Here is a 22,301-nt window from a genome sequence, read left to right as displayed (position 1 = left end):
TCAGCGTGGCGGCATGTCGCCCGACAGATACGACACGAACGCCTGCGTGTATTTCGGCAACGCATCGAACGAGCGCGCGCAGAGCGTCAGCTTGCGGTGGCTCCACGCATCGGACAGCTCGACGAGCCGCACGTCCATCGTCTGCATCGCGCGTTCGGCCGCATGGCGCGACACGATGCCGATCCCCACGCCGCTTGCGATCACGCGGCAGATCGCATCGAAACTCTTCAGTTGCACACGGTAGCGGATACGCTTGCCGAGCGCACGCGCCTGGTCCGCCAGATGGACCTGCAGCGCGCTGCCGTCGGTCAGCCCGATGAAGTCCGCGTCGGCGATCTCGTCGAACGCGACCTTGTCGCGCGCGGCGAGCAGATGACCGGCCGGCACGACCGCGATCAGCCAGTCCTCTCTGAACGGCTTCTGTTCGAGCCCGCCGAGTCCGACCGAATCGGCGACGATGCCGACCTCGGCCGTCCTGTTGCGGATCGCATGCACGATTTCCTGGCTCGAGCGCTCCTCGACGCTGATCGACAGTTTCGGGTGAAGCGGCAGATACGCGGCGAGCGCGTCGGGCAGGTATTCGCTCAGCGACGCCGTGTTGCACAGCAGCCGGATATGCCCGCGCAGCCCCTGGCCGTATTGCTGCAGCTCGCCGCGCATGTGGTCGATCTGCTGCAGCACCGTGCGCGCGTGGTGCTCGAGCGCGCGGCCGGCGTCGGTTACCTGCGCGCCCGACTTGGTCCGGTGCAGCAGCGGCACGCCGAGCTCGTCCTCCATCCCGCGGATCCGCTCGCTGGCGGCCTGCAGCGTGATGTGGGTGCGCTCGGCGCCGCCCGTGATCGTGCCGGCCTCGCAGATGTTCAGGAAGAGCCGCAGGTCGGTCAGGTCGAAGCGCATGATCGGTGGGGGCGCGTAAGGATGGGTATGGCCGATAAGTTAGCAGGAACCGCCGCACCGGTCTCAGGCTGGGCCTGAGGCCCCGTTCGCCGGTTCCGCATTTTCGGGGCGGGATCGATGCCGGATCATGGCCGCATATCAACCGGGGGAGACTGTCATGCGGGTCGATTCGTCGTGGGGCGTGTCGTTCAAGATCGCGCTGCACGTGCTGTTCCTCTGCATCGGCATCGCGTGGGCCTGCGCGGAGCTGGTCGACTGGCTGCGTTGAGCGGGCGGGCGGTGCGGGCCGCATTGGCTCGCCGGCGCGCTCACGCGCGCAATGAAAGCCGTTCGAAATAATCGGCGCATCGCGAAATTTCTTCCGAATCGCCCGTCCAATACCGTCAAGTTTTTCCGAATCCGACCGTATTCCCGGTAACAAGTGTTTGCCGGCACCCGGTTCGTGATCGTTTGTCATCATTGTTTGCATCCGGTTACACGTCGCCCGTTCCGTTTTTGAGATGCTTGAAAGATTGTCAAACCGGAGTCGATCGTCCATGAAACAGCGCGAGATTTGCCGCAAGTCGGCGTGGCTGTCCGGCCTGGCCGCGGTGCTCGTCATGGCCGGTTGCGCCAGTACGCCGTCCGTCCCGCCGAGCGATACGCTGGCGGGCTCGACGTCGGGCCAGCCCGCCGCCGCGCCGGCGGCGCCGCCGGCGCCCATTCTCGTCGCGCAGAAGTACGTGGTGAAACGCGGCGACACGCTGTCGGGCATCGCGTCCGCCAACGACTGCAGCGTCGCCGACCTGCGGACCTGGAACAAGCTCGACGGGCGCGGCAGGCTGCGCATGGGGCAGGTGCTGCGCATCGTCCGGCAGCAGCCGCTGCAGGCGCCGGGCGCGTCGGCCAGCGCGCAGGCGGCCGCACCGGCCGCCGCGAGCAATGCGGCGGGCGCCGCGCAGGCGAGCGCATCGACGGCGAGCGACCGGCAGGTCGTGAAGGAGACCCGGCGCCATGCGGGCGCGGTGGCGCTCAGATGGCCCGCGCAGGGCAAGATCGTCGACGCATTCAAGCCGGGGCAGAACCGCGGCATCCAGATCGCCGGCCGGCCGGGCGACCCGGTTCGTGCGGCCGCCGACGGCCGCGTGATGTACGCGGGCACCGGCCTGAACGATTACGGCACCTTGATCATCGTCCAGCACAACGCCGATTTCCTCACGGCCTATGCGCACAACCGCAAGCTGCTCGTGAAGACCGGCGACATCGTGCGCCAGGGCGACGAGATCGCCGAGATGGGCGACCTCGACAACTCGCGTGTCGCGCTGCTGTTCGAGGTGCGGCGTGACGGCAAGCCCGTCAATCCGATGCCGTACCTGCCTTCGTCGCAAGGCTGACGCGAGCGGCGCGCGCTGCTACGCTAGGGTCTGTTCATGTGAGTCCCGCCGCATGCGGGGCCGACGGACGTCTTCGGGGATGCGCGGCGAATGCCGTCGCGAGCCGGCCGTCGGCGTGAACACGCGCGCATCGCCGCTGCGCGCGTGCGTTGCTCCGTGCCACCGTTTCCGACCGAACAGCCTTCATCCATGGAACACTCTCCGACACGCCGCTCGCTGTTGCTCGCCGCCGTCGCCGCGCCGTTCGTCGCCGCCTGCTCGTCGGCACCCGTCGCCGACCAGGGGCGCGCCCACGTCGCCCAGGCCGAACTCGCCGCGCTCGAAAAAGCGTCGAACGGCCGGCTCGGCGTCGCCGCACTCGATACGTCGAACGGCACGCGCATCGCGCATCACGCGCGCGAGCGCTTCCCGCTGTGCGGCACCTATGCGGTCGTCGCCGCCGCCGCGATACTCGCGCGCGGTTCGCTCGACGCATCGCTGCTGCCGCGCCGCATCCTGTATCGCCGCTACGAGGTCGTGGCCGGGTCGCCGGTGACGGAAAGCCATGTGGATACGGGGATGACGATCGCGCAGCTCTGCACCGCGCTGCTGCAGTCGGGCGACAAGGGCGCGGGGAACCTGTTGATGGGCGTGCTCGGCGGTCCGCAGGCCGTCACGTCGTTCGCGCATGAAAGCGGCGACACCGCGTTCCGGCTCGACCGCTGGGAACCCGAACTGAACCAGGCCGCGCCCGGCGACGAGCGCGATACGTCGACGCCGGTCGCGATGGTCGACATGCTGCAGCGGCTGCTGCTCGGCGACACGCTGCGCGAGCCGCAGCGTGCGCAGCTCACCGAATGGATGACCGGCGGCGCGACCGGAATCGCGGCCGGCGTGCCGCCCGGCTGGCGCAGTGCCGGCAAAACCGGCACCGGCGGCTACGGCACGACGACCGACGTCGCGGTGCTGTGGCCGCCATCGCGCGCGCCGATCGTGCTGGCCGTGTCGTTCACGCAGCCGCGTGCCGACGCGGCGGCACGCGCGGACGTCGTCGCGTCGGCGGCGCGTATCGCGGCGGGTGCGCTCGTTCCCACCGCCTGAGCGCGGCGGCACGCGCGGACGTCGTCGCGTCGGCGTCACGCATCGCGGCGGGCGCGCTAGTTCCTACGACCTGAGCGCCCGGCGCACCTCGCGTAAAGCCCGCGTTTGGCTTATCGTGTCGATCAGCGCGCGCCGATGTCGACGCGCGGTCCTGCCGCGCCGTCGTCCGGCGCGGTCGATCCGCGATCCGCGGTCCGTTTACCCGCCTTACCCGCTTCGTCATGCGCCGACTTCCGCCCCTGCACGCGCTGCAGATCTTCTCGACCGTGGCTCGCCACCGCAGCTTCACGCGCGCGGCCGAGCAGCTGTGCCTCACGCAGGGCGCGGTGAGCCGGCAGATCCTGACACTCGAAGCGCACTACGGCTTTCCGTTGTTCAAGCGGCACGCGAAGGGCCTCACGCTGACGGCGGAGGGCGAGCAATTGCTGCCGGTCGTCAACGAGAGCTTCGCGCGGATCGAGGACATCTCGATGAAGCTCACGCGGCAGCGCACCGATCTCGCGCTGAAGGTGCCGACCTGCGTGATGCGCTGGATGCTGCCGCGCATCATGCGCTTCCAGGGCGAGCATCCCGATCTCCACGTGCAGATCACGACCGCGTGGCAGCACGTCGTCGATTTCTCGGCCGAGCCGTTCGATGCGGCGGTCGTCTATGGCACGTCGCCGGGCGCGGGCGTGTTCGCGCTGCCGCTGTTCGACGAGCGGCTGACGCCGGTGTGCGCACCCGAGCTGCGGTACGCGACGCCGCTCGATGCGGTTGGCGATCTCGCGCGCCATACGCTGCTGCATCCGACGCGCGACCATCGCGACTGGCGCGCGTGGCTCGATTACGCGGGTGAGCGTGCCGTCGACGCGGAGCGCGGGCCGACCTTCGACACGCTCGATCTCGCGACGAACGCGGCGATGCAGGGCTTCGGCGTCGCGATCGGCGACGTGACGCTCGTCGACGACGACGTCAGCGCGCGCCGGCTCGAACGGCCGTTCGACATCGTGCTCGAGACCGGCGCCCGCTATTTCTTCGTCTATCCCGAGAGCATCGGCAGCCAGCAGAAGATTCGCGCGTTCAGCGACTGGATCGCCAGCCATCGCGACTGACGCGCCACGCGACGCCGGCGGCGCGTGTTGCTTACTGATAGGTGACGACGGCGATCATCGGCGCATGCGCGTTGCCCGGGCGGTCCGGTAAAACGATTGCGCGCGACGCCTGCGTAAAGGTCGTGGTCTTGATCGTGCGCAGGCTGGCCGCGTCGACGAACGCGACCTGTCCGGTCGCCGGACGCGGGCAGTCGGTGCGCACGTGGGCATGCGCGATATCGGCGGTGTCGAGCGCGAACGAGCACGGCGGCTCGACGATCATGCCGGTGAAGTGGATGATGCCGGACGCGCCGGCGGCAAATGACGAGGACGAGGCCAGAAGCGCGGCAGCCAGGGCAAACGAGGCGGCAAACAGGCGATGCTTCATGACAGGCTCCAGAGAGGAAGCGCGTCGCAGCGGGGCCGCTCGAATGGCAGTCCGTCAACGCTGCGGTGCTGTATGCGTAAACGGCAAATCCATCGGACCTCTTGAATGAAAAGACGGAAATAACGGCAATAAGCAAATGACGCCGTATTCCTTCAATCAATTTATCTCAAATTTGTGCGGCCGCAAGTCAGGGTATTGCCGGTGGCGTACGCTTGCGGAAGGGGCGTCAATGGATGCGGCATTTGCCGGTAAATCGTTGAGGATTCAACGATTCGAGGCGGGCGCGAATTGAGGTGTGCAAAAAGAAAAACGGCCGCTCGTGTGAACGAGCGGCCGTTGTGCACCGACGCGGGCGATGCGGCGGTCAGCCCGCGCGCTTGCGCACCGCGCCGACGATCACGAGCAGCACGATCGCGCCGATGATCGACGCGATCCAGCCCGCGCCCTGGCCCGGCGCATACCAGCCGGCAGCGCGGCCGATGTAGCCCGCGACGAGCGAGCCGACGATGCCGAGCACGATGGTCATCAGGATACCCATCTTGTCGTCGCCGGGCTTGAGCGCACGGGCGAGGAGGCCGACGATGAGCCCGACCACCAGGGTTTCGATGAATTGCAGCATGAACGCCTCCCTATAGCTGTTGAGCTGTTGACGAAAGGACATGGACCCGCGCGGCGCGCGAGGGTTCCATTCGGCGGCGCGTCGGCGCACTGGCGCACCGACGCACGGGGTGCCGAGTATCGCACGCCCGCGCGTCGCGCACATGTCAGGCGACCGGATCGAGCCGGCGGTACCCTTCTGTCGCGCGCAGCAGCGTGCGCGTGTAGTCGCGTGCCACCTGCCCGGCGCGCACGTCCTCGATCCGCAGCTGTTCGACGATCTCGCCATGCTGCATCACCGCGACGCGCTGGCACAGGAAGCCGATCACCGCGAGGTTGTGGCTGACGAGGATCATCGTCAGGTTGCGTTCGCGATGCAGGCGGCGCAGCAGGTTCAGGATCTCCGCCTGCACCGACACGTCGAGCGCGGAGGTCGGCTCGTCGAGCAGCAGCACGCGCGGCTCGACGATCAGCGCACGCGCGATCGCGACACGCTGGCGCTGGCCGCCCGACAGCTGGTGCGGATAGCGGAAGCGGAACGCCGGGCCGAGCCCGACTTCGGACAGCGCGCGGGCGATGCGCGCGTCGGCGTCGTCGATCCCGTGGATCGACAGCGGCTCGCGCAGCGTCTGGTCGACCGTGAAGCGCGGATGCAGCGACGCGTACGGATCCTGGAACACCATCTGCACGTGGCGGCGGAATGCGCGGTCGGGCGTGCCGCCGACGGGCCGGCCGTCGATCGACAGGCTGCCGCCCGCGAGCGGCACGAGGCCGGTCAGCGCACGCAGCAGTGTCGACTTGCCGGAGCCCGATTCGCCGACGAGCCCGAACACTTCGCCGTCGCGCACCGCGAAGCTCGCATCGCGCACGGCGTCGACATGGCCCGTGCGGGTCGGAAAACGGATCGAGGCGTGATCGACGTCGATCATGGTGCGGACTCCTGTTGTGCCGTCGCAGCGCTTGCAGGCGAAACCGTATCGAGCCACGCCGGATCGCGCCGCAGCACCGGCAGTTCGTCGGGCGGGTTCGCGAGCGGCGGGTTCGCCGCGAGCAGCCCGCGTGTGTAGGGATGCGTGGCATTGCGCAGGTCGCGCGCGGCGCAGGTTTCGACGACGCGGCCCGCATACATCACCGCGACGCGATCGCAGAACGACATCACGAGCGGCAGGTCGTGGCTGATGAACATCAGGCCGGTGCCGTGCCGCGCGATCATCGCGTCGAGCACCGCGAGCACCTGCATCGATACCGCGACGTCGAGCGCGGAGGTCGGTTCGTCGGCGATCAACAGGCGCGGGCCGGTCGACACCATCATCGCGATCATCACGCGCTGGCCCATGCCGCCCGACAGCTCGTGCGGATACGCATCGGCGACGCGCGCCGGATCGCGGATCTGCACGGCCGCGAGCGCATCGACGATCCGTTCGCGCAGCGCGCGGCCGCGCAGCCCCGGCTCATGCAGCCGGAATGCTTCGCCCATCTGCTTCGCGACGGTCATCACCGGGTTCAGCGAATACTTCGGATCCTGCAGGATCATCCCCATCTGGCTGCCGCACAGGCGCCGGCGTTCGCTCGCCGATATCGCGAGCAGATCGTGGCCCGCGAAGCGCATCGTGCGGGCCGACCAGCGCGCGGCTTCCGGCAGCAGGCCGAGCAGCGCGCGGCCCGTCAGCGATTTGCCGGAGCCCGATTCGCCGACGATGCCGAGCCGTTCGCCGGGCGCGAGCGTCAGCGACAGGTCGCGCACCGCGTCGGACACGACGCCGTCGTGTCCGCGAAACCCGATCTTCAGGCCGTCGATCTCGCAGAGCGGCGCGGCGGCGTTGACGGAATTCAGTGACATGTCACGCTCCATGACGCGGATCGAAGACGTCGCGCAGCCCGTCGCCGAGCAGGTTGAACGCGAGGCTGACGAGCAGGATCGCCGCGCCGGGCAGCGTCGCGACCCACCACGCGTCGAGCAGCACGTTGCGGCCGGACGCGACCATGAAGCCCCATTCGGGGCTCGGCGGCTGCGCGCCGAGGCCGAGGAAGCCGAGGCCCGCGACGGTCAGGATGATGCCGGCCATGTCGAGCGTCGCGCGCACGATCACCGACGACATGCACAGCGGCACGATGTAGCGCAGCAGGATCCGCGGGCCCGATGCGCCCTGCAGGCGCGCCGCGTGGATGTAGTCGGCCTGCGCGATGCGGATCGTCTCCGCGCGCGCGAGCCGCGCATAGGCGGGCCACGCGGTGATCGAGATCGCGACGACCGCGTTGATCACGCCGGGCCCGAGCGCGGCCGCGAACGCGAGCGCGAGCACGATCTTCGGGAACGCGAGGGCGATGTCGGTAATGCGCATCAGCACGCTGTCGACGAAACCGCCGCAATAGCCGGCCGTCGTGCCGATCGCGAGGCCGATCGGCACGACGATCACGACCACGAGCAGCGCGATGCCGAGCGTGAGGCGCGAGCCGTCGATCAGCCGCGAGAGGATGTCGCGGCCGAGCTGGTCGGTGCCGAGCCAGTGCGACGGCGAGCCGGGCGGCAGCAGGCGGTCGGACAGCACCTGGCGCAGCGGATCGTGCGGCATGATCAGCGGGCCGACGATCGCGACGACGATCAGCGCGACCAGGATCGCGAGCCCGAACAGGTTGAGCGGATTGGCGGCGAAGCGGCGCCAGCGGCGATACGCAAGGCCGAACGCGGCCTGCGCGCGCGACGCGGGCGCATCGGAAAGCAGCCACGCGCGCAGCGTGAGACGCTCGGCATTCATGATCGGGACACCTTCGGCATGGACGGGAAAGGAAGCAGGGCGGCAGCAGTCATGTCGCGGCAGCCCTCAGCGCGCACGCGGATCGAACACGCGGTACAGCGCGTCGGTCAGCAGGTTGACGGTGATGAACATCGCGCCGATCACGAGCGTCGCGCCGAGCACCGCGTTCATGTCGGCGTTCAGCAGCGCACCCGTCAGGTACGAGCCGAGCCCCGGCCACGCGAACACGATCTCGGTCAGCACCGAGCCTTCGAGCAGGTTGCTGTACGTGAGCGCGATCACGGTCAGGAGCGGCACCGCGATGTTCCCGAACGCGTGCCGCCAGATCACGCGGCGCTCGGACAAGCCTTTCGCGCGCGCGGTGACGATGTATTCCTGGCTCAGCTGGTCGAGCATGAACGAGCGCGTCATCCGGCTCAGGTACGCGACCGAGTAGTAGCCGAGGATCGCGGCCGGCAGCGCGATGTGCGACACCGCGTTGCGGAACACGTCCCACTCGCCCGCGAGCGCCGCGTCGATCAGCAGGCTGCCCGTGCGCGGGTCGACCATCCCGTCGTACACGGGATCGAGCCGGCCGGGGCCGCCGACCCAGTGCAGCCGCGCATAGAACAGCAGCAGCCCCATCAGCCCGAGCCAGAACACCGGCACCGAATTGCCGATCAGGCCGACGAAGCGCGCGACGTGGTCGATCGGCCGGTTGTGCTTCACCGCGGCCGCGACGCCGAGCGGCACGCCGATCGCGATGCCGATCAGCGTCGCGATCGTCGCGAGTTCGAGCGTGGCGGGGAACACGCGCCTGATGTCGTCGAGCACCGGGTTCGACGTCAGCAGCGACATGCCGAGATCGCCGTGCAGCACGTCGCGCGCGTAGATCATGAACTGCGTGACGAGCGGCTTGTCGAGGCCCAGCGCGAGGCGCTCGGCCGCGTACGCCTCGGCCGACGCGCGATCGCCGAGGATCGCGAGCACGGGATCGATCGGCACCTTGCGGCCGATCACGAACGTCAGCGCGAGCAGCCCCGCGAACGTGACGGCGAGCGTGAGCGCCCAGCGCAGCACGCGCAGCGCCCAGCGTACGGCCGGGCGGCGCGCGGGCAGCGTGCGCAGTGCTTCGAGGGAGGAGACGGGAGTCGACATGCGGCGAATCTTATTGCTTCTTCAGGTTACGGTACGACACGAGATCGTTGATCGGTCCGACTTCGAGCCCGCTCACGCCGGGCCGCGTCGCGACCTGCGCGATTTTCTCGAACATGATCACGAACGGCGAGCGCGCGAGCAGGTCCTTCTGCATCGCCTGATACCGTTGCGCGCGTTGCGCGGCGGTCGGCTCGGCGAGCGCGGCGTCGGTCTCCTTCGTCAGTTGCGGAATGTCCCAGCTGTTGCGCCAGGCCAGCATTTTATAGCTCGACTTGTCGGAGTTGTCGGGGTTCCATGCGAAACCCTGCGCGTTGCTGTGCGGGTCGATGTAGTCGGCCGACCATTCGCCGATATAGATGTCGTGCTGGCGCGCACGGTATTTCGCGAGCGTCTGCTTGTTGTCGCCGGGAATCAGCTGCACCTTGACGCCCGCCTGCGCGAAGTTCGCCTGCACGGCCTGCGCGATCTCCGTATACGGATAGTCGTTGCGCACGTCCATCGTCACCGAGAAGCCGTTCGGCACGCCGGCCTTCGCAAGCAGCGCCTTCGCCTTCGCGACGTCGAGCTTGTACGGGTTCGCCTTCAGCGTGCCGAGGAAGCCTTCGGGCAGGAAGGTCTGGTGCACCTTGTAAGTCGTCTTCACGACGTTGGTCTGGATGCCGGAATAATCGATCAGCCACTTCAGCGCTTCCTGCACGTCGGGCTTCGCGAGCGTCGGGTTCTTCGTGTTCAGGCCGAGATAGAGCAGCGTCGCCTGCGGCGAGGCCATCACCTTCGCCTTGCCGGATTTCACGACCGACGCGAGATCGTCGGGGCTCAGGTCGCGCGCCGCGTCGACGTCGCCGTTTTCCAGCAGCAGGCGCTGGCTCGCCGCTTCGGGCACGTGGCGCAGCACGATGCGCTTCATCGCGAGCGGCAGCCGGTAGCCGTCGAAGCGCTGCAGCACGATGCTGTCGCCGGCCGCCCACTTGACCAGCTTGTACGCGCCGGAGCCGGCCTCGTTGGTCTTCAGCCATGCGTTGCCGAAGTCGTCGCCCTGCTGGTGCGACAGCAGCAGCTTCCTGTCGAGCACCGACGCGGGCCACGAGCCGAGCACGTTCAGCACGAAGGTCGGCGCGTATTTGTGGTCGGTCGTGATCGACACCGTCTGGTCGTCGAGTTTCTTCACGTTCGCGACGACGTTCGCCTTCGTGAGGCCGATGCCGGTCAGCACGGCGGCCGGGCCCTTGTCGAGCAGCACCGCGCGCTGGATCGACCAGGCGACGTCGTCGGCCGTCAGCGGGTTGCCCGAGTGGAACTTGAGGCCCGGGCGCAGCTTGAACGTATAGGTCAGCCCGTCGGGGCTCACCGTCCACGACTGCGCGACGTCGCCGTTGAATTTCGACGGATCGCGCAGGTCGACGCGCACCAGCCGGTCGTACGTGTTAGCGACGTATTCCTCCGGCACCAGCTCGTAGATCTCGCCGGGATCGAGTGTCGTGAATTCGTCGAGCAGCGTGGCCATCACGAACATGTCCTTCGGCGTTTCCGCGCGTGCGGCGGCAAGCGGAACGGCGGCGAGCACGGACGCGGCGGCCAGCGCCGCGACGAGCCGGGAGGTCAGGGGCTTCATGTGCGTTTCTCCATGTGTCGTTGAAGTCGTTGAACGTGAACGGTGAAGGGAACGTGCAGTGTCGTTACATCAGGCGCCACGGGCCGCTCGCGGCGTTGTCGATCTGCGGCAACGCATGCGAACCGGGCAGCTCGTAGTGCCACCACTCGCTGTCGATATGCGCGAAGCCGGCCGCGTGCATCACGCCGAGCAGCAGCAGCCGGTTGCGTTGCACGGCTTCGGGCAGCCCCGCGTGGAAGTGGCCCGACGCGGCCACCATCTCGTCGAAGCCGGTGCCCATGTCGACCGCCTCGCCGTTCGCGTCGACGAGTGTCAGGTCGAGCGCGGTGCCGCGGCTGTGGTTCGAGCCGCGGCCGAGATCGGCGACGAAGTTCGGGTCGGGCAGGAAATCCCACAGCACCTGCTGCGCCTGCGGCGGCCGGTACGCATCGTAGACGCGCAGCGTGAAGCCGGCCTGCGCGGCGACGTCGACCGCGCGGCGCAGCGCGGCTTCGGCAGGCTCGAGCAGCAGGCAATGCGCGCGGCGGTAGATCGCCTTGCCGGTCAGGTTGCGCTCGGTCGCGTAGACGAGATCGATCTCGACGCGATGCGTGGCGGGCGTGATTTCGACGAGGCGGGGAGGGTTCATCGGCGGTCGGGGCGCTCAGGATTCGAATTGGTCGAACGTGCGCTGCAGTTCGCGGTTGCGCGCGACGCGCCGGTCGATCGCGGGGCCGAGGCGGTCGACCACGGCGGTGATCAGCAGGTTGAACAGGCAGGTGAGCGGCGCGAGCGAATCCCAGAACTGGCCGACGTCGGTCTTCACCTGCAGCAGGTCGGCCGGCCATTCACGCGCCCATGGGCAATAGAGATCGGTGACCAGCGCGAACGGCTGGCCGCGCTCGGCGGCCGCCTGGCAATAGCGGCGCGCGCTGCGCGAATAGGCACGCGTATCGGTGACGATGCAGTACGGCCGCTCGAATTCGGAGTTCAGCGAATCGACGTACGAGCCCGACTGGCCGTCGGAATAGAACACGCGAGGGCGCAGGTATTCGAGATAGCTGCTGAACGCATTGCTGATGCCGCGGGTCGACTGGATGCCGAGGATGAACACGGCGTCGGCATGCGCGATCCGGTCCGCGACCTGCGCGAACACGGGTTCTTCCGCGAGCCGGTAGACGTGGCGGATCGCGTCGAGTTCGCGATCGAGCGACGATGCCAGCGTGCCGTCGCTGCGGGTGCCGTCGCCGTCGCTCACGTGTGTGCCGGCGGCGCGGCGATATTCGTCGAGGCGATCGGTGATCATCCACGGGCGATCGCTGCCGCCGCGCAGTTCGCGTTTCAGATCGTCGAGGTTCCGGTAGCCGATGCTGCGCAGGAAGCGCCCGACCGAGATGCCGCTGGTGCCGGCCTGCTGCGCGATCTGGTCGGCGGTTTCGAGCCCGAGACGGTCGAGATTCGCGAGCATGTAGCTCGCGATGCGCTTCGCGGTCGGCGTCAGCTCGGCAAAGCGGGATTCGACGGTATGGGCGAACGCGCAGGTCATCGGTCTGTTAGATGTTTGTCATCGGATGATTCGGTGTCATCCATCTAACAAAACCAAAATCATTCGCGCCAGCGGATAAAAACTATGGTTTGGCGGAGGGTGATAGGGTCGGGTACGCGTCCCCGACGGCAATGTCGCGATGCGTAATCACGCAGATTATTTCTGACAGAGATATTTTACGCTTATGTCTGTCAGCAATAATTTGCGTTTATGTCTGTCAGAGATATACTGCATTTATTGCCTACTGGACCCGAGCCGTGGATTTCATCGTCAATACGCCCGCGCAACTGGGCGAAATCCTGTCGTCCGCGCGTCAGGCCAAGGGGCTGACGCAAGCCGAGGCGGCGGCGCGCATCGGCGTCGGCCAGTCGCGCCTGTCGTCGCTCGAGACCACGCGCACCGCCAGCCTGTCGCTCAGCCAATTGCTCGAACTGACCGCGCTGTACGGTCTCGAGCTCAGCGTCCGCACAAAGGACGGGCGCGACGCTGCCGACATCGACTGGTAAGCGATGGGGCGCAACTCGCACACCCGCGCGCTGTCGATCTGGGCCAACGGCCAGCGGGTCGGGACATGGCGGATCCCGGCGCGCGGCGACATGGAGTTGCGGTACGACGCCGGCTGGAAGCAGTCCGCCGCGGGCCGCCCATTGTCGCTGTCGCTGCCGTTCGGCGTCGGCGATACGCCGTTGCGCGGCGAGCGTGTGAACCACTACTTCGACAATCTGCTGCCGGACAGCGACGCCATTCGTCGCCGGCTGGCATCCCGGTTCGGCACGGCGACGATCGAGCCGTTCGATCTGCTCGCCGCGCTCGGCCGCGACTGCGTCGGCGCGGTGCAACTGCTCGGCGAGGACGAAGTACCGGCCGGCCATGACCGCATCGACGGTACGCCGTTGTCGGACGACGAGGTCGCGCGCGTGCTCGATCAGGCGAGCGGGGTGGCAGGTGGCGCACACGACGACGACTTCCGCCTGTCGCTCGCCGGCGCGCAGGAAAAGACCGCGCTGCTGTTTCACGAAGGGCGATGGATGCGCCCGCATGGCGCGACACCGACGACGCATATCCTCAAGCTGCCGCTCGGTCTGGTCGGCAACAAGCGTGCGGATCTCACCGCTTCCGTCGAAAACGAGTGGTTGTGTCTCGCGATCCTGCGCGCGTACGGCCTGCCGACGGCCGATGCCGAAATCGTGCGTTTCGGCGAGCACAAGGTGCTGTCGGTCGCGCGTTTCGATCGTGCGCTGCATCGTGAAGGTGGATGGCTGTTGCGCTTGCCGCAGGAGGATTTCTGCCAGGCGCTCGGCGTGCCGCCGCATCTGAAATACGAATCGCAGGGCGGCCCCGGCGTGCCGGATCTGGCCGCCATCCTGCGCCGGTCGGAAACGGCGCAGGCTGACCTCGACACGCTGTTTGCCGCACTGATCGTGTTCTGGATGCTTGCCGCACCGGACGGGCATGCGAAGAACTTCAGCCTGCGCCTGCTGCCGGGCGGTCGGTTCCGGTTGACGCCGCTCTACGACGTGATGTCGATCTGGCCGGTCGAGGGCGACGGCGCGAACCAGTGGTCGTGGCACAAGGCCAAACTCGCGATGGCCGTGCACGGCAAGCGCAAGCACTACGCGATGCGCGACATCACACGCAGTCACTTCAGTGCGATGGCCGAGCATTGTCTGCTCGGCGATATCGCGACGCCGATCATCGAACGGCTGGTCGCCGCGACGCCGCACGTGATCGAGTCGGTCGGCGCGACGCTGCCGGCCGGGTTTCCGGCGCGGATCGCCGAACGCATTCTGGGCGGATTGCGGTTCGCCGCCGAACGTCTCGCCGAAACACCGCGCGCCTGACGTCGGGCGGCGAACCGCCTACGCGTCGTCCACTGCCTACTGCTGCATGTCCGGCGCCTCGCGCAGCCGCCAGATCGCGTTGCACTGCTGGCCGCCGAGGCTCGTCGAGCGCAGCGTGATGACGGTGCCGGCCGAGATCCGATACCAGAAATGGGTCATCAGATCAGGGCCCTTGTGCTGCGCCTGCCCATCGATCAGCACCTCGCATCGCAGCGGCGACGGCGAGCCGGACGGGTGCGTGATGTACACGTTCAGCCGCGCGATGTCGCGGGTCGCGGTCAACACGATCTCGTGGTTCCCGCTGCCGACGAGCATCGTGCCGCCCGGTTCGTCGAGCGCCTGCAGGTACGCGCCCGCGCTGCCCTCGATCGCGGCGGAGTTGACGGTCAGCCCGGCCGAACGCACGTATTCGGTCGCGGCGATGCGGGCGGCGGCCGTGTCGGACAGTGCCGGCGTGCCGTCCGACAGCGCGAACGGCATGCCGTCGCGCAATGCGGCGTCGACATGGTTCGCGTAGTAGCGCCAGCGATCGAAGAAACGGATGTCGCCGGTCATGTGCAGCGCGCGGATCGGTTCGCCCTGATAGCGCAACGTCGTGGTGCCGTTGCTCGGATCGAACGATTCGTGAATGCCGTTCTTGCTGACGAAGTTCTGGACCGGGTCGAGCAGCGCGGTTTCGCCGCGCGCGCCCCACAGGTGCAGGAACGTCGTGTCGATTCCGAAGCATTCCTGAAAGTCGGTGCCGATGCGGGCGACGCAGTCGCGCAGATGCGCCGCGAAACGCGCCCACGCGGTGGCCGTGCCGGCGACCAGTCCGGCCTGCAGCGCACCGCCGTGACGCGCCTGCACGTCGTCGACGACGAGACGCCAGTGCGCGTCGCGCCGCTCGCCGATCAGCGGCGTGACGACGAACGTGCAGAACAGCGGGTCGGGGCATGCGTACAGGCGGTCGTCGGCGATCCGGGAGAACAGGTCGAACGAGGACGCGCAGAACCAGATGTCCGCGTCGTACAGCGCGAGTTTCGTGATGTGCGGATTGCGCGCGCAATAGTCGGCGGCCTCGATGAAGCGGCCGACCGGCAGCGCATGCGCGCTCGACGCTTCGATCACGTCGACCGACTGGCTTTCCAGGATGCGCCGCTTGCGTTCGGACAGTCCGTAGCCGATGACGGCCACCTGCCCGTCGTAGCCTGTCTGCCGCAGCGACAGCAGGAACGGCACGAGCATCTCGTACCACGCGCGGTTGTTGTCGTTGATCGCCACGCAGACCGCGTGTCCGTTCGCATGCATGGTGCCTCCCGTTGCGCGTGCGCGGCTCAATAGCCGACGTGACGCTCGCACACGACCGCGCCGCAGCCGCGGCTGTCGTGATACGTGATGTGAAACTGCTTGTTGTCCCACAGCCACTGGAATACGGCCTGGTAGACGCCCGACGTGTTCATGTCGTGCAGCACGATCTTCTTGCGCGCGAGTGGGCCAAACCGGTTCAGTTCGGCGAGCGTCTGCTCGTACGTGTGCGTGGTGTCGATGAACAGCAGGTCGCACGCGAGCGGGTCCATTGCAAGGTCATCGGCAATCCTGAATTCGAAGTCGATCGCCAGTTCCTGCGCCGCGTGCTTCAGCTCGTCCTGGATGTGGAAATACTGATCGGTGATGTCGACCGACACGAGCCGCTTCGGCTGCGCGAGCATGAAGGCCGTCGTGGTCAGTCCGGTGAACACGCCCAGCTCGAGGATGCTGTCGCATCCGGCGGCCGTGCGGGTATAGAAGTCGAAGCGCGACGGGCTGTCGCCGAGCCAGCCGATCGGTTCGATCTTGTACTGGAGGAATTCCAGCCGCAGGTCTTGTAATGAGCGCATTGTGTAGTCCCCGAGCGAAGCGTATTGGATGACGGATGCGCCCGCGCGCCGGCGTTGCCGGTCGCGCGGGCAGCCGGCCTTATTTCGCCAGCGTCCGGTACGACACGAGGTCGTTGATCGGGCCGATCTCCGGCCCGGTCGTGCCGGGGCGCGTCGCGACCTGCACGACCTTCTCGAACATGATGATGAACGGCGAGTTCGCGAGCACGGCCTTCTGCAGCGCCTCGTAACGCTGCGCGCGCTTCGCGGGCGACGGCTCGACCAGCGCGGCCTCGGTGTCCTTCGTCAGCTGCGGGATGTCCCAGCTGTTGCGCCACGCGAGCATCTTCGTCTTCGACTGGTCGGAATTGTCCGGATTCCAGGCGAAGCCGCGCGCATTGCTGTTCGGGTCCATGTAGTCGGGCGACCATTCGCCGATGAAGATGTCGTGCTGGCGCGCGCGGTACTTGCCGATCGCCTGCTTCGCATCGCCCGGGATCAGCTTCACGCGGATGCCGCCCTGCGCGAAGTTGGCCTGCAGCGCCTGCGCGATCTCGAGGTACGGATAATCGTTCGGCATGTCCATCGTCACGTCGAAGCCGTTCGCCAGGCCGGCCTTAGCGAGCAGCGCCTTCGCCTTCGCGACGTTCAGCTTGTACGGGTTCGCATTCAGCGTGCCGAGGAAGCCTTCCGGCAGGAAGGTCTCGTGGACCTTGTAGGTCGTGCTGACGATGTTGCGCTGGATGCCGTCGTAGTCGACCAGCCACTTCATCGCCTGCTGGACCTCGGGCTTCGCGAGATTCGGGTTCTTCGTGTTCAGGCTCAGGTACAGCAGCGCGGACACCGGCCACGACGCGACCTTGATCTTGCCGGCCTTGGTCAGCGCGGCGAGGCTGTCGGGGCTCAGGTTGCGCGCGGCGTCGACGTCGCCGTTTTCCAGCAGCAGCCGCTGCGCGGATGCCTCGGGCACGTGGCGCAGCACGACGCGTTTCATCGGGTACGGCGCGCGGTACTTGTCGAAACGCTGCAACACGATGCTTTCGTTCGGCGTCCACTTGGCGAGCTGGTACGGGCCCGAGCCCGCGTCGTTGGTCTTCAGCCAGCCGCTGCCGAAATCATTGCCCTGCTGGTGCGACATCAGCAGCTTCTTGTCGAGCACCGACGCCGGGCACGCGCTCAGCACGTTGAGCACGAAGCTCGGCGCGTACTTGCGGTCGGTTTCGAGCACGAAGGTCTGCGGGTCGACCGCGCGCACCTTCTGCATCACGTTCGTTTTCGTGAGGCCGAGATCGGCGAGCACGCCGGCCGGGCCCTTGTCGAGCAGGACGGTGCGCTGCAGCGACCATGCGACGTCGTCGGCGGTGACCGGGTTGCCGGAGTGGAACGCGAGGCCGGGGCGCAGCTTGAACGTATAGGTGAGCCCGTCGGCGCCGACCGTCCAGGATTGCGCGATCTGCCCGTCGAAGCGCGTCGGGTCCTTCAGGTCGACCCGCACGAGCCGTTCGTAGGTGTTCGCGACGTACTCGGACGGCACGAGCTCGTAGATCTCGCTCGGATCGAGGGTCGTGAATTCGCCGAGCTGGGTGGCGACGACGAAAATGCCGGGCGGCGTCGCGGCCTGCGCCGGCAGCGCCGGAACAAGCGCGACGAGCGCGGCGCTGACGAACAGCCGGGACAGCAGGTGCTTCATGCGGGCTCCGTGGAAAGGGAATCGTGGTGCGATTCTCTCATCGACGGCCGCCCGGATGAAAAAATTCGACGGGCGCGCGGAACGGCGCCCGGGGGAAGCGGCTTGCGTGCCGGGCGCGGTGCCCGGCAGCGGCGGCGGTCAGATCACGCAGCGCGCGATCGCGAAGCGCATCGCTTCCTCGGCCGGCTCGCTGCCCGAGCCGCGCACGACCTTGACGACCGAACCGTGGCCCGACGGCGTGAGCGTGACGAAGTACGAGCGCGAGCCGACGGTGATGTCGGTCACGCCGTTGTGCTGCGATTGCTCGGTACCGGACAGGCGGCTGTCGAGGCAGTTGGCGATCGCGTGGGCCGGACGCGCCGACGACACGTAGATCATCGGCGCCGGGCCGGACGCGGCCGAGTCGGACGAGGGCGCGGAACCGCAGGCGGCGAGCAGGGCGGCGGGAATGAGCAGCAGGAATCGTTTCATGATCGGAATCGTCGTGTGTCTCGTGTCGAGGCTGGGGCGCGGGGTACGCGAAACGCGAAGCTTCGCGACGAAACCGCCGCAATCGTGCCGTTTTTGACGGTCGATACGGGCGGCGGCTGACGTCGGAGTATACCCGCGGCACTTGACACGAACGGCCGGCTGAAACGATTCGATACAACAACAAGCGCCCGCTGTCGCGCGGCGGCAGCGGGCGTTTCAAGCGATGGCGAATCGACGTTTGCCGGCGTTATTGGCCGATCTTGTGGCTGACCGCATTTTCCTGCTGGTTCAGCACGTGCTTTTCGCTCTGCGTAATGTGGCCGCGATCCTGCGTGGCCATGTCCCGCTCTTCCCGGCGGATCCTGCGGTCGTCACGGTGCAGGCGCGCGGCCCGGGCGTGCGACATCTCGCCTTCCTTCACTTCGTGACGGATCCGGCGATTCTGGTTGGCGAGACGCTGGTTGACCTCCTCGCGGCGCGGATGCGCCTGCTGCCACGGCGTTTCGGCGAACGCGGTGCCGGTCAGCACCGACATCAGGGTGGCGGCGATCGCGAGATGGCGGGTAAGGGCTCGCATGACGTTTTCTCCTGTCGTTGCGCGTCACGAAACGTGCGCGCTTGTCGAAAAAACGCTGTGCGGGCCCCGGCTGTTGACGTTTCCGGCTGTATCGCTTGCAAGTGTTTATTACAGCGCGTCGGCCGTATCGGCCCGTCAGGTGAGCCGATACGCCGGGCCGGGCGTCACCTCCGCCGGCAGCGGCTCGCGGTTCAGTTCGAGCAGCGTGCGCTCGATCGTGCGCGTCATCGCATCGAGCGCGAGGTGGTTCGGCCCGTCGCCGAACGGCTCCGCGATCGCATGCGCGATCGCGTCGAGCGCGATCAGCGTATAGGCGACGAACACGGTGACGAACGGCGTCGCCGCGCCGATCGAATCGACGAGACCGAACGGCAGCAGCACGCAGTACGCATAGATGGTCCGGTGCAGCAGCACGTCGTACGAGAACGGGATCGGGGTCGACGCGATGCGCTCGCAGCCGCTCACCATCGACACCAGATCGTCGAGGCGCGCGTCGAGCATCCACAGCCGCGTATCGGCGAGACGGCCCGCATCGGCGCGCGCGGCGAAGGCTTCGCGCAGTTCATGAACGATCGCGATCGGCGCAAACCGGGCGGCGACGATGTGTGCATAGGTCGCGTCGTCGAGCAGCGTGCGCAGGTCCGGCGCCGGAGCGGTGCCGCGCAGCTGATGCTTCAGCGCATAGACGAACGCGACGACCTTGCGCACGAACGCCTGCCGTGAGGCATCGTCGCCGTCGACCGCGCCGTAGCAGAGCGCCTGGGACACCAGCGTGCGCGTGGCGGTCAGCACGCCACCCCACAGCTGCCGGCCCTCGCGATAGCGTTCGTAGCTCGCGTTGTTGCGAAACCCCGCGAAGATCGCGAGCGTGAGACCGATCAGCGTGAACGGCGTCGGGTTCAGCGGCACCTTCTCGCCGAGCACGCGGCCGCCACCCCACACCGCGACGAGGCTGATCGCGAGCGTCAGCACGAGCTGCGGCAGGATGGTCGGCAGCACCGACCCGTTCCAGACGAGCAGCATCCGCAGCCAGTGCTCGCGCGGCCGGACGATCATCGCGGCGCTCCGTCAGGCGGCAGCCGACGCCGGCGCGGCCGCGCGGTGCAGCAGCACCGGCACCGACTTCGACGTCGGCGTGTTGCACACGTCGCCGACGCTGTCGAGCGGCACCAGCGGGTTCGTTTCCGGGTAATACGCGCCGATGCAGCCGCGCGGGATGTCGTATTCGACGAGCAGGAAGCCGTCCGCGCGCCGCTCGATGCCGTCGTGCCACACGGTTTCCATGTCGACCCGGTCGCCGGCCTTCAGGCCGAGCATCGCGAGGTCGTCGCGGTTGACGAACACCACGCGGCGCTGGCCGTACACGCCGCGATAGCGGTCGTCGAGCCCGTAGACGGTCGTGTTGTACTGGTCGTGCGAGCGCGTCGTCATCAGCGTCATCAGGCGCTCGCCGTGCAGTGCGCGGGCGCGCTGGATCGGCGTGTCGGTCGGCAGCGCATGCGCGATGAAGTTCGCCTTGCCCGTCGGCGTCAGCCATTCGCGATCGCGCGACGCGACGCGCAGGTGGAAGCCGCCCGGCCGCGCGATACGCGTGTTGTAGTCGTAGAAGCCGTCGAGCGTCGCCTCGATCGCGTCGCGGATCTTCGCGTAGTCGTCCTTGTACGCGAGCCAGTCGATCTTGCCGCTGCCGAACAGCGCGTGGCCCATGTGCGCGACGATCGCCGGTTCCGACATCAGGTTCGCGGACGCCGGCTTGTTCATCCCGTACGACACGTGGACCATGCTCATCGAATCCTCGACCGTCACGCCCTGCGCGACGTTGTCCTGCAGGTCGATCTCGGTGCGGCCGAGCGTCGGCAGGATCAGCGCGTCGCGGCCGTGGATCAGGTGGCTGCGGTTCAGCTTCGTCGTGATGTGCACGGAGAGATCGCAGCGGCGCATGCCTGCCCACGTGCGCGGCGTGTCGGGCGTCGCCATCGCGAAGTTGCCGCCGAGGCCGATCAGCACCTTCACGTGGCCTTCGAGCATCCCTTCGATGGTTTCGACGACGTCGTAGCCGTGGTGACGCGGCGGCTCGAAGTCGAACACGTGGCCGAGCCGGTCGAGGAACGCCTGCGACGGCTTTTCCTCGATCCCGACCGTGCGGTTGCCCTGCACGTTCGAGTGGCCGCGCACCGGGCACAGGCCCGCGCCGGGGCGGCCGATGTTGCCGCGCATCAGCATCAGGTTCGTCAGCATCTGCACGGTCGCGACCGAATGCTTGTGCTGCGTGATGCCCATGCCCCACGTCGCGATCACGCGCTCGCTGCGCGCGTAGCGCTGCGCAAGGCCGTCGATCTGCTCGTACGGCACGCCGCTTTCGGCCGTCAGCGCGGACCAGCTTTCATTGCGCAGATCGTCGGCGAACGCGTCGAAGCCGGCCGTGTGCTCGTCGATGAACGCGGTGTCGAGCACGCGCGGCGCGCCGGCGGCGCGCGCGGCATCGTCGAGCTCCAGCACGCGCTTCGCCATCCCCTTGATCAGCGCGAAATCGCCGCCGATCGTCGGCTGGATGAAGGTCGATGCGATCTTCGTGCCCGACATCGTCAGCATCTCGAGTGGGCTTTGCGGATCGGCGAAACGCTCGAGCCCGCGTTCCTTCAGCGGGTTGATCGACACGATCGTCGCGCCGCGCTTCGCGCATTCGCGCAGCTCGCCCATCATCCGCGGATGGTTGGTCGCCGGGTTCTGGCCGAAGATCAGCAGCATGTCCGCGTGCTCGAAATCGTCGAGCGTGACGGTGCCCTTGCCGACGCCGACCGACGCCGGCAGTCCGCGGCTCGTCGCCTCGTGGCACATGTTCGAGCAGTCGGGGAAGTTGTTCGTACCGTACAGCCGCACCAGCAACTGGTACAGGAACGCCGCCTCGTTGCTCGCGCGGCCGGACGTGTAGAACGCGGCCTGGTTCGGGTCCGGCAGCGCGCGCAGGTGGCGCGCGATCAGCTCGAACGCTTCGTCCCACGCGATCGGCACGTAGCGGTCGGTCTGCGCGTCGTACACCATCGGGTCGGTCAGGCGGCCGTGTTGTTCGAGCTCGAAATCCGACTGTTCGAGCAGCTCGGTGACCGTATGCGCGGCGAAGAATTCGGGCGTCACGCGCTTGCTCGTCGCTTCGGCGGCCACGGCCTTCACGCCGTTTTCGCAGAATTCGAACGTCGATGCGTGCTGGCGGTCCGGCCACGCGCAACCCGGGCAGTCGAAGCCGTCGGGCTGGTTCTGGCGCAGCAGCGTGCGGTAGTTGCCGCCGGTGACCTTTTCCTTGATCAGGTTGATCGTGACGGCTTTCAGCGCGCCCCAGCCGGCAGCCGGGTGGGTGTACGGTTCGATGCGCGCGGCGGCGGATTTCTTTTTCATGATGCAGGGTGTCAGGGGCGATGCACGCAGAGTACGCGCGGCGCTCCGGCCGC

The 22,301-nt window shown here is 67.7% G+C and carries 22 protein-coding genes; 5 read left to right on the top strand and 17 right to left on the bottom strand.

Translation table 11 applies throughout. From position 1 onward, the window contains the following. Entirely contained in the window at nucleotides 1–897 is an 897-nt protein-coding gene (locus DIE04_RS02030) for a LysR substrate-binding domain-containing protein (RefSeq protein WP_124520701.1), read from the bottom strand. Between the two features lie 536 nt (nucleotides 898–1,433). On the opposite strand from DIE04_RS02030, the gene DIE04_RS02025 reads away from it, so the two are divergent. The 3 genes from DIE04_RS02025 to DIE04_RS02015 all read left to right on the top strand — a co-directional run bounded on the left by DIE04_RS02025 (nucleotide 1,434) and on the right by DIE04_RS02015 (nucleotide 4,444). After that, entirely contained in the window at nucleotides 1,434–2,270 is an 837-nt protein-coding gene (locus tag DIE04_RS02025) for a peptidoglycan DD-metalloendopeptidase family protein (protein WP_124488123.1), read from the top strand. A 189-nt stretch (nucleotides 2,271–2,459) separates the two neighbouring features. Beyond that, nucleotides 2,460–3,350 (top strand): class A beta-lactamase, encoded by an 891-nt coding sequence (gene bla / locus DIE04_RS02020; RefSeq protein WP_124488122.1) that lies wholly within the window; start codon nucleotides 2,460–2,462, stop codon nucleotides 3,348–3,350. A gap of 221 nt (nucleotides 3,351–3,571) precedes the next feature. Further along, on the top strand, nucleotides 3,572–4,444 hold the full coding sequence (locus tag DIE04_RS02015; RefSeq protein ID WP_124520700.1) for a LysR substrate-binding domain-containing protein: 873 nt from the start codon (nucleotides 3,572–3,574) through the stop codon (nucleotides 4,442–4,444). Between the two features lie 31 nt (nucleotides 4,445–4,475). On the opposite strand, the gene DIE04_RS02010 is transcribed toward DIE04_RS02015, so the two are convergent. The 9 genes from DIE04_RS02010 to sapR form a co-directional block, all read right to left on the bottom strand. Next, nucleotides 4,476–4,811 (bottom strand): type 1 fimbrial protein, encoded by a 336-nt coding sequence (locus DIE04_RS02010; protein ID WP_124520698.1) that lies wholly within the window; start codon nucleotides 4,809–4,811, stop codon nucleotides 4,476–4,478. Nucleotides 4,812–5,175: 364 nt separating this feature from the next. After that, complete coding sequence (locus DIE04_RS02005; protein WP_124488210.1) at nucleotides 5,176–5,430, bottom strand: GlsB/YeaQ/YmgE family stress response membrane protein; 255 nt, start codon at nucleotides 5,428–5,430, stop codon at nucleotides 5,176–5,178. A gap of 145 nt (nucleotides 5,431–5,575) precedes the next feature. Next, complete coding sequence (locus tag DIE04_RS02000; protein WP_124520696.1) at nucleotides 5,576–6,337, bottom strand: ABC transporter ATP-binding protein; 762 nt, start codon at nucleotides 6,335–6,337, stop codon at nucleotides 5,576–5,578. Continuing rightward, on the bottom strand, nucleotides 6,334–7,248 hold the full coding sequence (locus DIE04_RS01995; protein ID WP_124520694.1) for an ABC transporter ATP-binding protein: 915 nt from the start codon (nucleotides 7,246–7,248) through the stop codon (nucleotides 6,334–6,336). Before DIE04_RS01995 ends, DIE04_RS02000 begins: the two co-directional genes overlap by 4 nt. A 1-nt stretch (nucleotide 7,249) precedes the next feature. After that, nucleotides 7,250–8,164, bottom strand: coding sequence for a nickel transporter permease (nikC, locus tag DIE04_RS01990; protein WP_124492228.1), 915 nt, complete (start codon nucleotides 8,162–8,164; stop codon nucleotides 7,250–7,252). A 66-nt stretch (nucleotides 8,165–8,230) separates the two neighbouring features. Then, entirely contained in the window at nucleotides 8,231–9,301 is a 1,071-nt protein-coding gene (locus DIE04_RS01985; protein WP_124489613.1) for an ABC transporter permease, read from the bottom strand. A 10-nt stretch (nucleotides 9,302–9,311) separates the two neighbouring features. After that, nucleotides 9,312–10,913, bottom strand: coding sequence for an ABC transporter substrate-binding protein (locus DIE04_RS01980; RefSeq protein ID WP_124520692.1), 1,602 nt, complete (start codon nucleotides 10,911–10,913; stop codon nucleotides 9,312–9,314). A gap of 64 nt (nucleotides 10,914–10,977) precedes the next feature. Beyond that, complete coding sequence (gene ddpX, locus DIE04_RS01975) at nucleotides 10,978–11,541, bottom strand: D-alanyl-D-alanine dipeptidase (RefSeq protein ID WP_124489615.1); 564 nt, start codon at nucleotides 11,539–11,541, stop codon at nucleotides 10,978–10,980. Nucleotides 11,542–11,556: 15 nt separating this feature from the next. After that, nucleotides 11,557–12,438, bottom strand: coding sequence for a sap1 transcriptional regulator SapR (sapR, locus tag DIE04_RS01970; RefSeq protein ID WP_044843248.1), 882 nt, complete (start codon nucleotides 12,436–12,438; stop codon nucleotides 11,557–11,559). Nucleotides 12,439–12,695: 257 nt separating this feature from the next. Here sapR and DIE04_RS01965 point away from each other — a divergent pair, with 257 nt between their 5' ends. Both DIE04_RS01965 and DIE04_RS01960 read left to right on the top strand, forming a co-directional pair. Further along, nucleotides 12,696–12,944: a helix-turn-helix transcriptional regulator gene (locus DIE04_RS01965; RefSeq protein ID WP_044843249.1), complete on the top strand. Its 249-nt coding sequence runs from the start codon at nucleotides 12,696–12,698 to the stop codon at nucleotides 12,942–12,944. 3 nt (nucleotides 12,945–12,947) lie between these two features. Next, complete coding sequence (locus DIE04_RS01960) at nucleotides 12,948–14,279, top strand: type II toxin-antitoxin system HipA family toxin (RefSeq protein ID WP_124520690.1); 1,332 nt, start codon at nucleotides 12,948–12,950, stop codon at nucleotides 14,277–14,279. Nucleotides 14,280–14,315: 36 nt separating this feature from the next. Here the strand turns inward: DIE04_RS01960 and DIE04_RS01955 are convergent, their stop codons facing one another. The 7 genes from DIE04_RS01955 to DIE04_RS01925 all read right to left on the bottom strand — a co-directional run bounded on the left by DIE04_RS01955 (nucleotide 14,316) and on the right by DIE04_RS01925 (nucleotide 22,248). After that, a complete protein-coding gene (locus DIE04_RS01955; RefSeq protein ID WP_124520688.1) occupies nucleotides 14,316–15,569 on the bottom strand; it encodes a hypothetical protein in 1,254 nt (417 codons plus the stop codon). 26 nt (nucleotides 15,570–15,595) lie between these two features. After that, nucleotides 15,596–16,138, bottom strand: a complete 543-nt coding sequence (locus tag DIE04_RS01950) for a class I SAM-dependent methyltransferase (protein WP_124520686.1) — start codon at nucleotides 16,136–16,138, stop codon at nucleotides 15,596–15,598. 79 nt (nucleotides 16,139–16,217) lie between these two features. Next, complete coding sequence (locus tag DIE04_RS01945; protein ID WP_124520684.1) at nucleotides 16,218–17,807, bottom strand: ABC transporter substrate-binding protein; 1,590 nt, start codon at nucleotides 17,805–17,807, stop codon at nucleotides 16,218–16,220. Between the two features lie 138 nt (nucleotides 17,808–17,945). Next, nucleotides 17,946–18,278: a sugar ABC transporter ATPase gene (locus DIE04_RS01940; protein WP_124520953.1), complete on the bottom strand. Its 333-nt coding sequence runs from the start codon at nucleotides 18,276–18,278 to the stop codon at nucleotides 17,946–17,948. 247 nt (nucleotides 18,279–18,525) lie between these two features. Further along, nucleotides 18,526–18,855 carry a hypothetical protein gene (locus DIE04_RS01935; RefSeq protein WP_124521816.1) on the bottom strand — a complete coding sequence of 110 codons (330 nt, stop codon included), beginning with the start codon at nucleotides 18,853–18,855 and terminating at the stop codon, nucleotides 18,526–18,528. A gap of 135 nt (nucleotides 18,856–18,990) precedes the next feature. Then, a complete protein-coding gene (locus tag DIE04_RS01930; RefSeq protein WP_124520682.1) occupies nucleotides 18,991–19,911 on the bottom strand; it encodes a bestrophin family protein in 921 nt (306 codons plus the stop codon). Nucleotides 19,912–19,923: 12 nt separating this feature from the next. After that, a complete protein-coding gene (locus DIE04_RS01925) occupies nucleotides 19,924–22,248 on the bottom strand; it encodes an FdhF/YdeP family oxidoreductase (RefSeq protein ID WP_124520680.1) in 2,325 nt (774 codons plus the stop codon). Nucleotides 22,249–22,301 lie beyond the last annotated feature (53 nt).

Source organism: Burkholderia sp. Bp8994, from assembly GCF_003853805.1.
In the GTDB taxonomy this organism is placed as follows: Bacteria; Pseudomonadota; Gammaproteobacteria; order Burkholderiales; family Burkholderiaceae; genus Burkholderia.
This window is presented reverse-complemented; position numbering and strand designations above follow the sequence as displayed.

Bases quoted from the DNA above. Each gene is read 5' to 3' on its own strand.
- DIE04_RS02030 (WP_124520701.1), bottom strand. From the start codon at position 897: ATGCGCTTCGACCTGACCGACCTGCGGCTCTTCCTGAACATCTGCGAG.
- DIE04_RS02025 (WP_124488123.1), top strand. From the start codon at position 1,434: ATGAAACAGCGCGAGATTTGCCGCAAGTCGGCGTGGCTGTCCGGCCTG.
- bla (WP_124488122.1), top strand. From the start codon at position 2,460: ATGGAACACTCTCCGACACGCCGCTCGCTGTTGCTCGCCGCCGTCGCC.
- DIE04_RS02015 (WP_124520700.1), top strand. From the start codon at position 3,572: ATGCGCCGACTTCCGCCCCTGCACGCGCTGCAGATCTTCTCGACCGTG.
- DIE04_RS02010 (WP_124520698.1), bottom strand. From the start codon at position 4,811: ATGAAGCATCGCCTGTTTGCCGCCTCGTTTGCCCTGGCTGCCGCGCTT.
- DIE04_RS02005 (WP_124488210.1), bottom strand. From the start codon at position 5,430: ATGCTGCAATTCATCGAAACCCTGGTGGTCGGGCTCATCGTCGGCCTC.
- DIE04_RS02000 (WP_124520696.1), bottom strand. From the start codon at position 6,337: ATGATCGACGTCGATCACGCCTCGATCCGTTTTCCGACCCGCACGGGC.
- DIE04_RS01995 (WP_124520694.1), bottom strand. From the start codon at position 7,248: ATGTCACTGAATTCCGTCAACGCCGCCGCGCCGCTCTGCGAGATCGAC.
- nikC (WP_124492228.1), bottom strand. From the start codon at position 8,164: ATGAATGCCGAGCGTCTCACGCTGCGCGCGTGGCTGCTTTCCGATGCG.
- DIE04_RS01985 (WP_124489613.1), bottom strand. From the start codon at position 9,301: ATGTCGACTCCCGTCTCCTCCCTCGAAGCACTGCGCACGCTGCCCGCG.
- DIE04_RS01980 (WP_124520692.1), bottom strand. From the start codon at position 10,913: ATGAAGCCCCTGACCTCCCGGCTCGTCGCGGCGCTGGCCGCCGCGTCC.
- ddpX (WP_124489615.1), bottom strand. From the start codon at position 11,541: ATGAACCCTCCCCGCCTCGTCGAAATCACGCCCGCCACGCATCGCGTC.
- sapR (WP_044843248.1), bottom strand. From the start codon at position 12,438: ATGACCTGCGCGTTCGCCCATACCGTCGAATCCCGCTTTGCCGAGCTG.
- DIE04_RS01960 (WP_124520690.1), top strand. From the start codon at position 12,948: ATGGGGCGCAACTCGCACACCCGCGCGCTGTCGATCTGGGCCAACGGC.
- DIE04_RS01955 (WP_124520688.1), bottom strand. From the start codon at position 15,569: ATGCATGCGAACGGACACGCGGTCTGCGTGGCGATCAACGACAACAAC.
- DIE04_RS01950 (WP_124520686.1), bottom strand. From the start codon at position 16,138: ATGCGCTCATTACAAGACCTGCGGCTGGAATTCCTCCAGTACAAGATC.
- DIE04_RS01945 (WP_124520684.1), bottom strand. From the start codon at position 17,807: ATGAAGCACCTGCTGTCCCGGCTGTTCGTCAGCGCCGCGCTCGTCGCG.
- DIE04_RS01940 (WP_124520953.1), bottom strand. From the start codon at position 18,278: ATGAAACGATTCCTGCTGCTCATTCCCGCCGCCCTGCTCGCCGCCTGC.
- DIE04_RS01935 (WP_124521816.1), bottom strand. From the start codon at position 18,855: ATGCGAGCCCTTACCCGCCATCTCGCGATCGCCGCCACCCTGATGTCG.
- DIE04_RS01930 (WP_124520682.1), bottom strand. From the start codon at position 19,911: ATGATCGTCCGGCCGCGCGAGCACTGGCTGCGGATGCTGCTCGTCTGG.
- DIE04_RS01925 (WP_124520680.1), bottom strand. From the start codon at position 22,248: ATGAAAAAGAAATCCGCCGCCGCGCGCATCGAACCGTACACCCACCCG.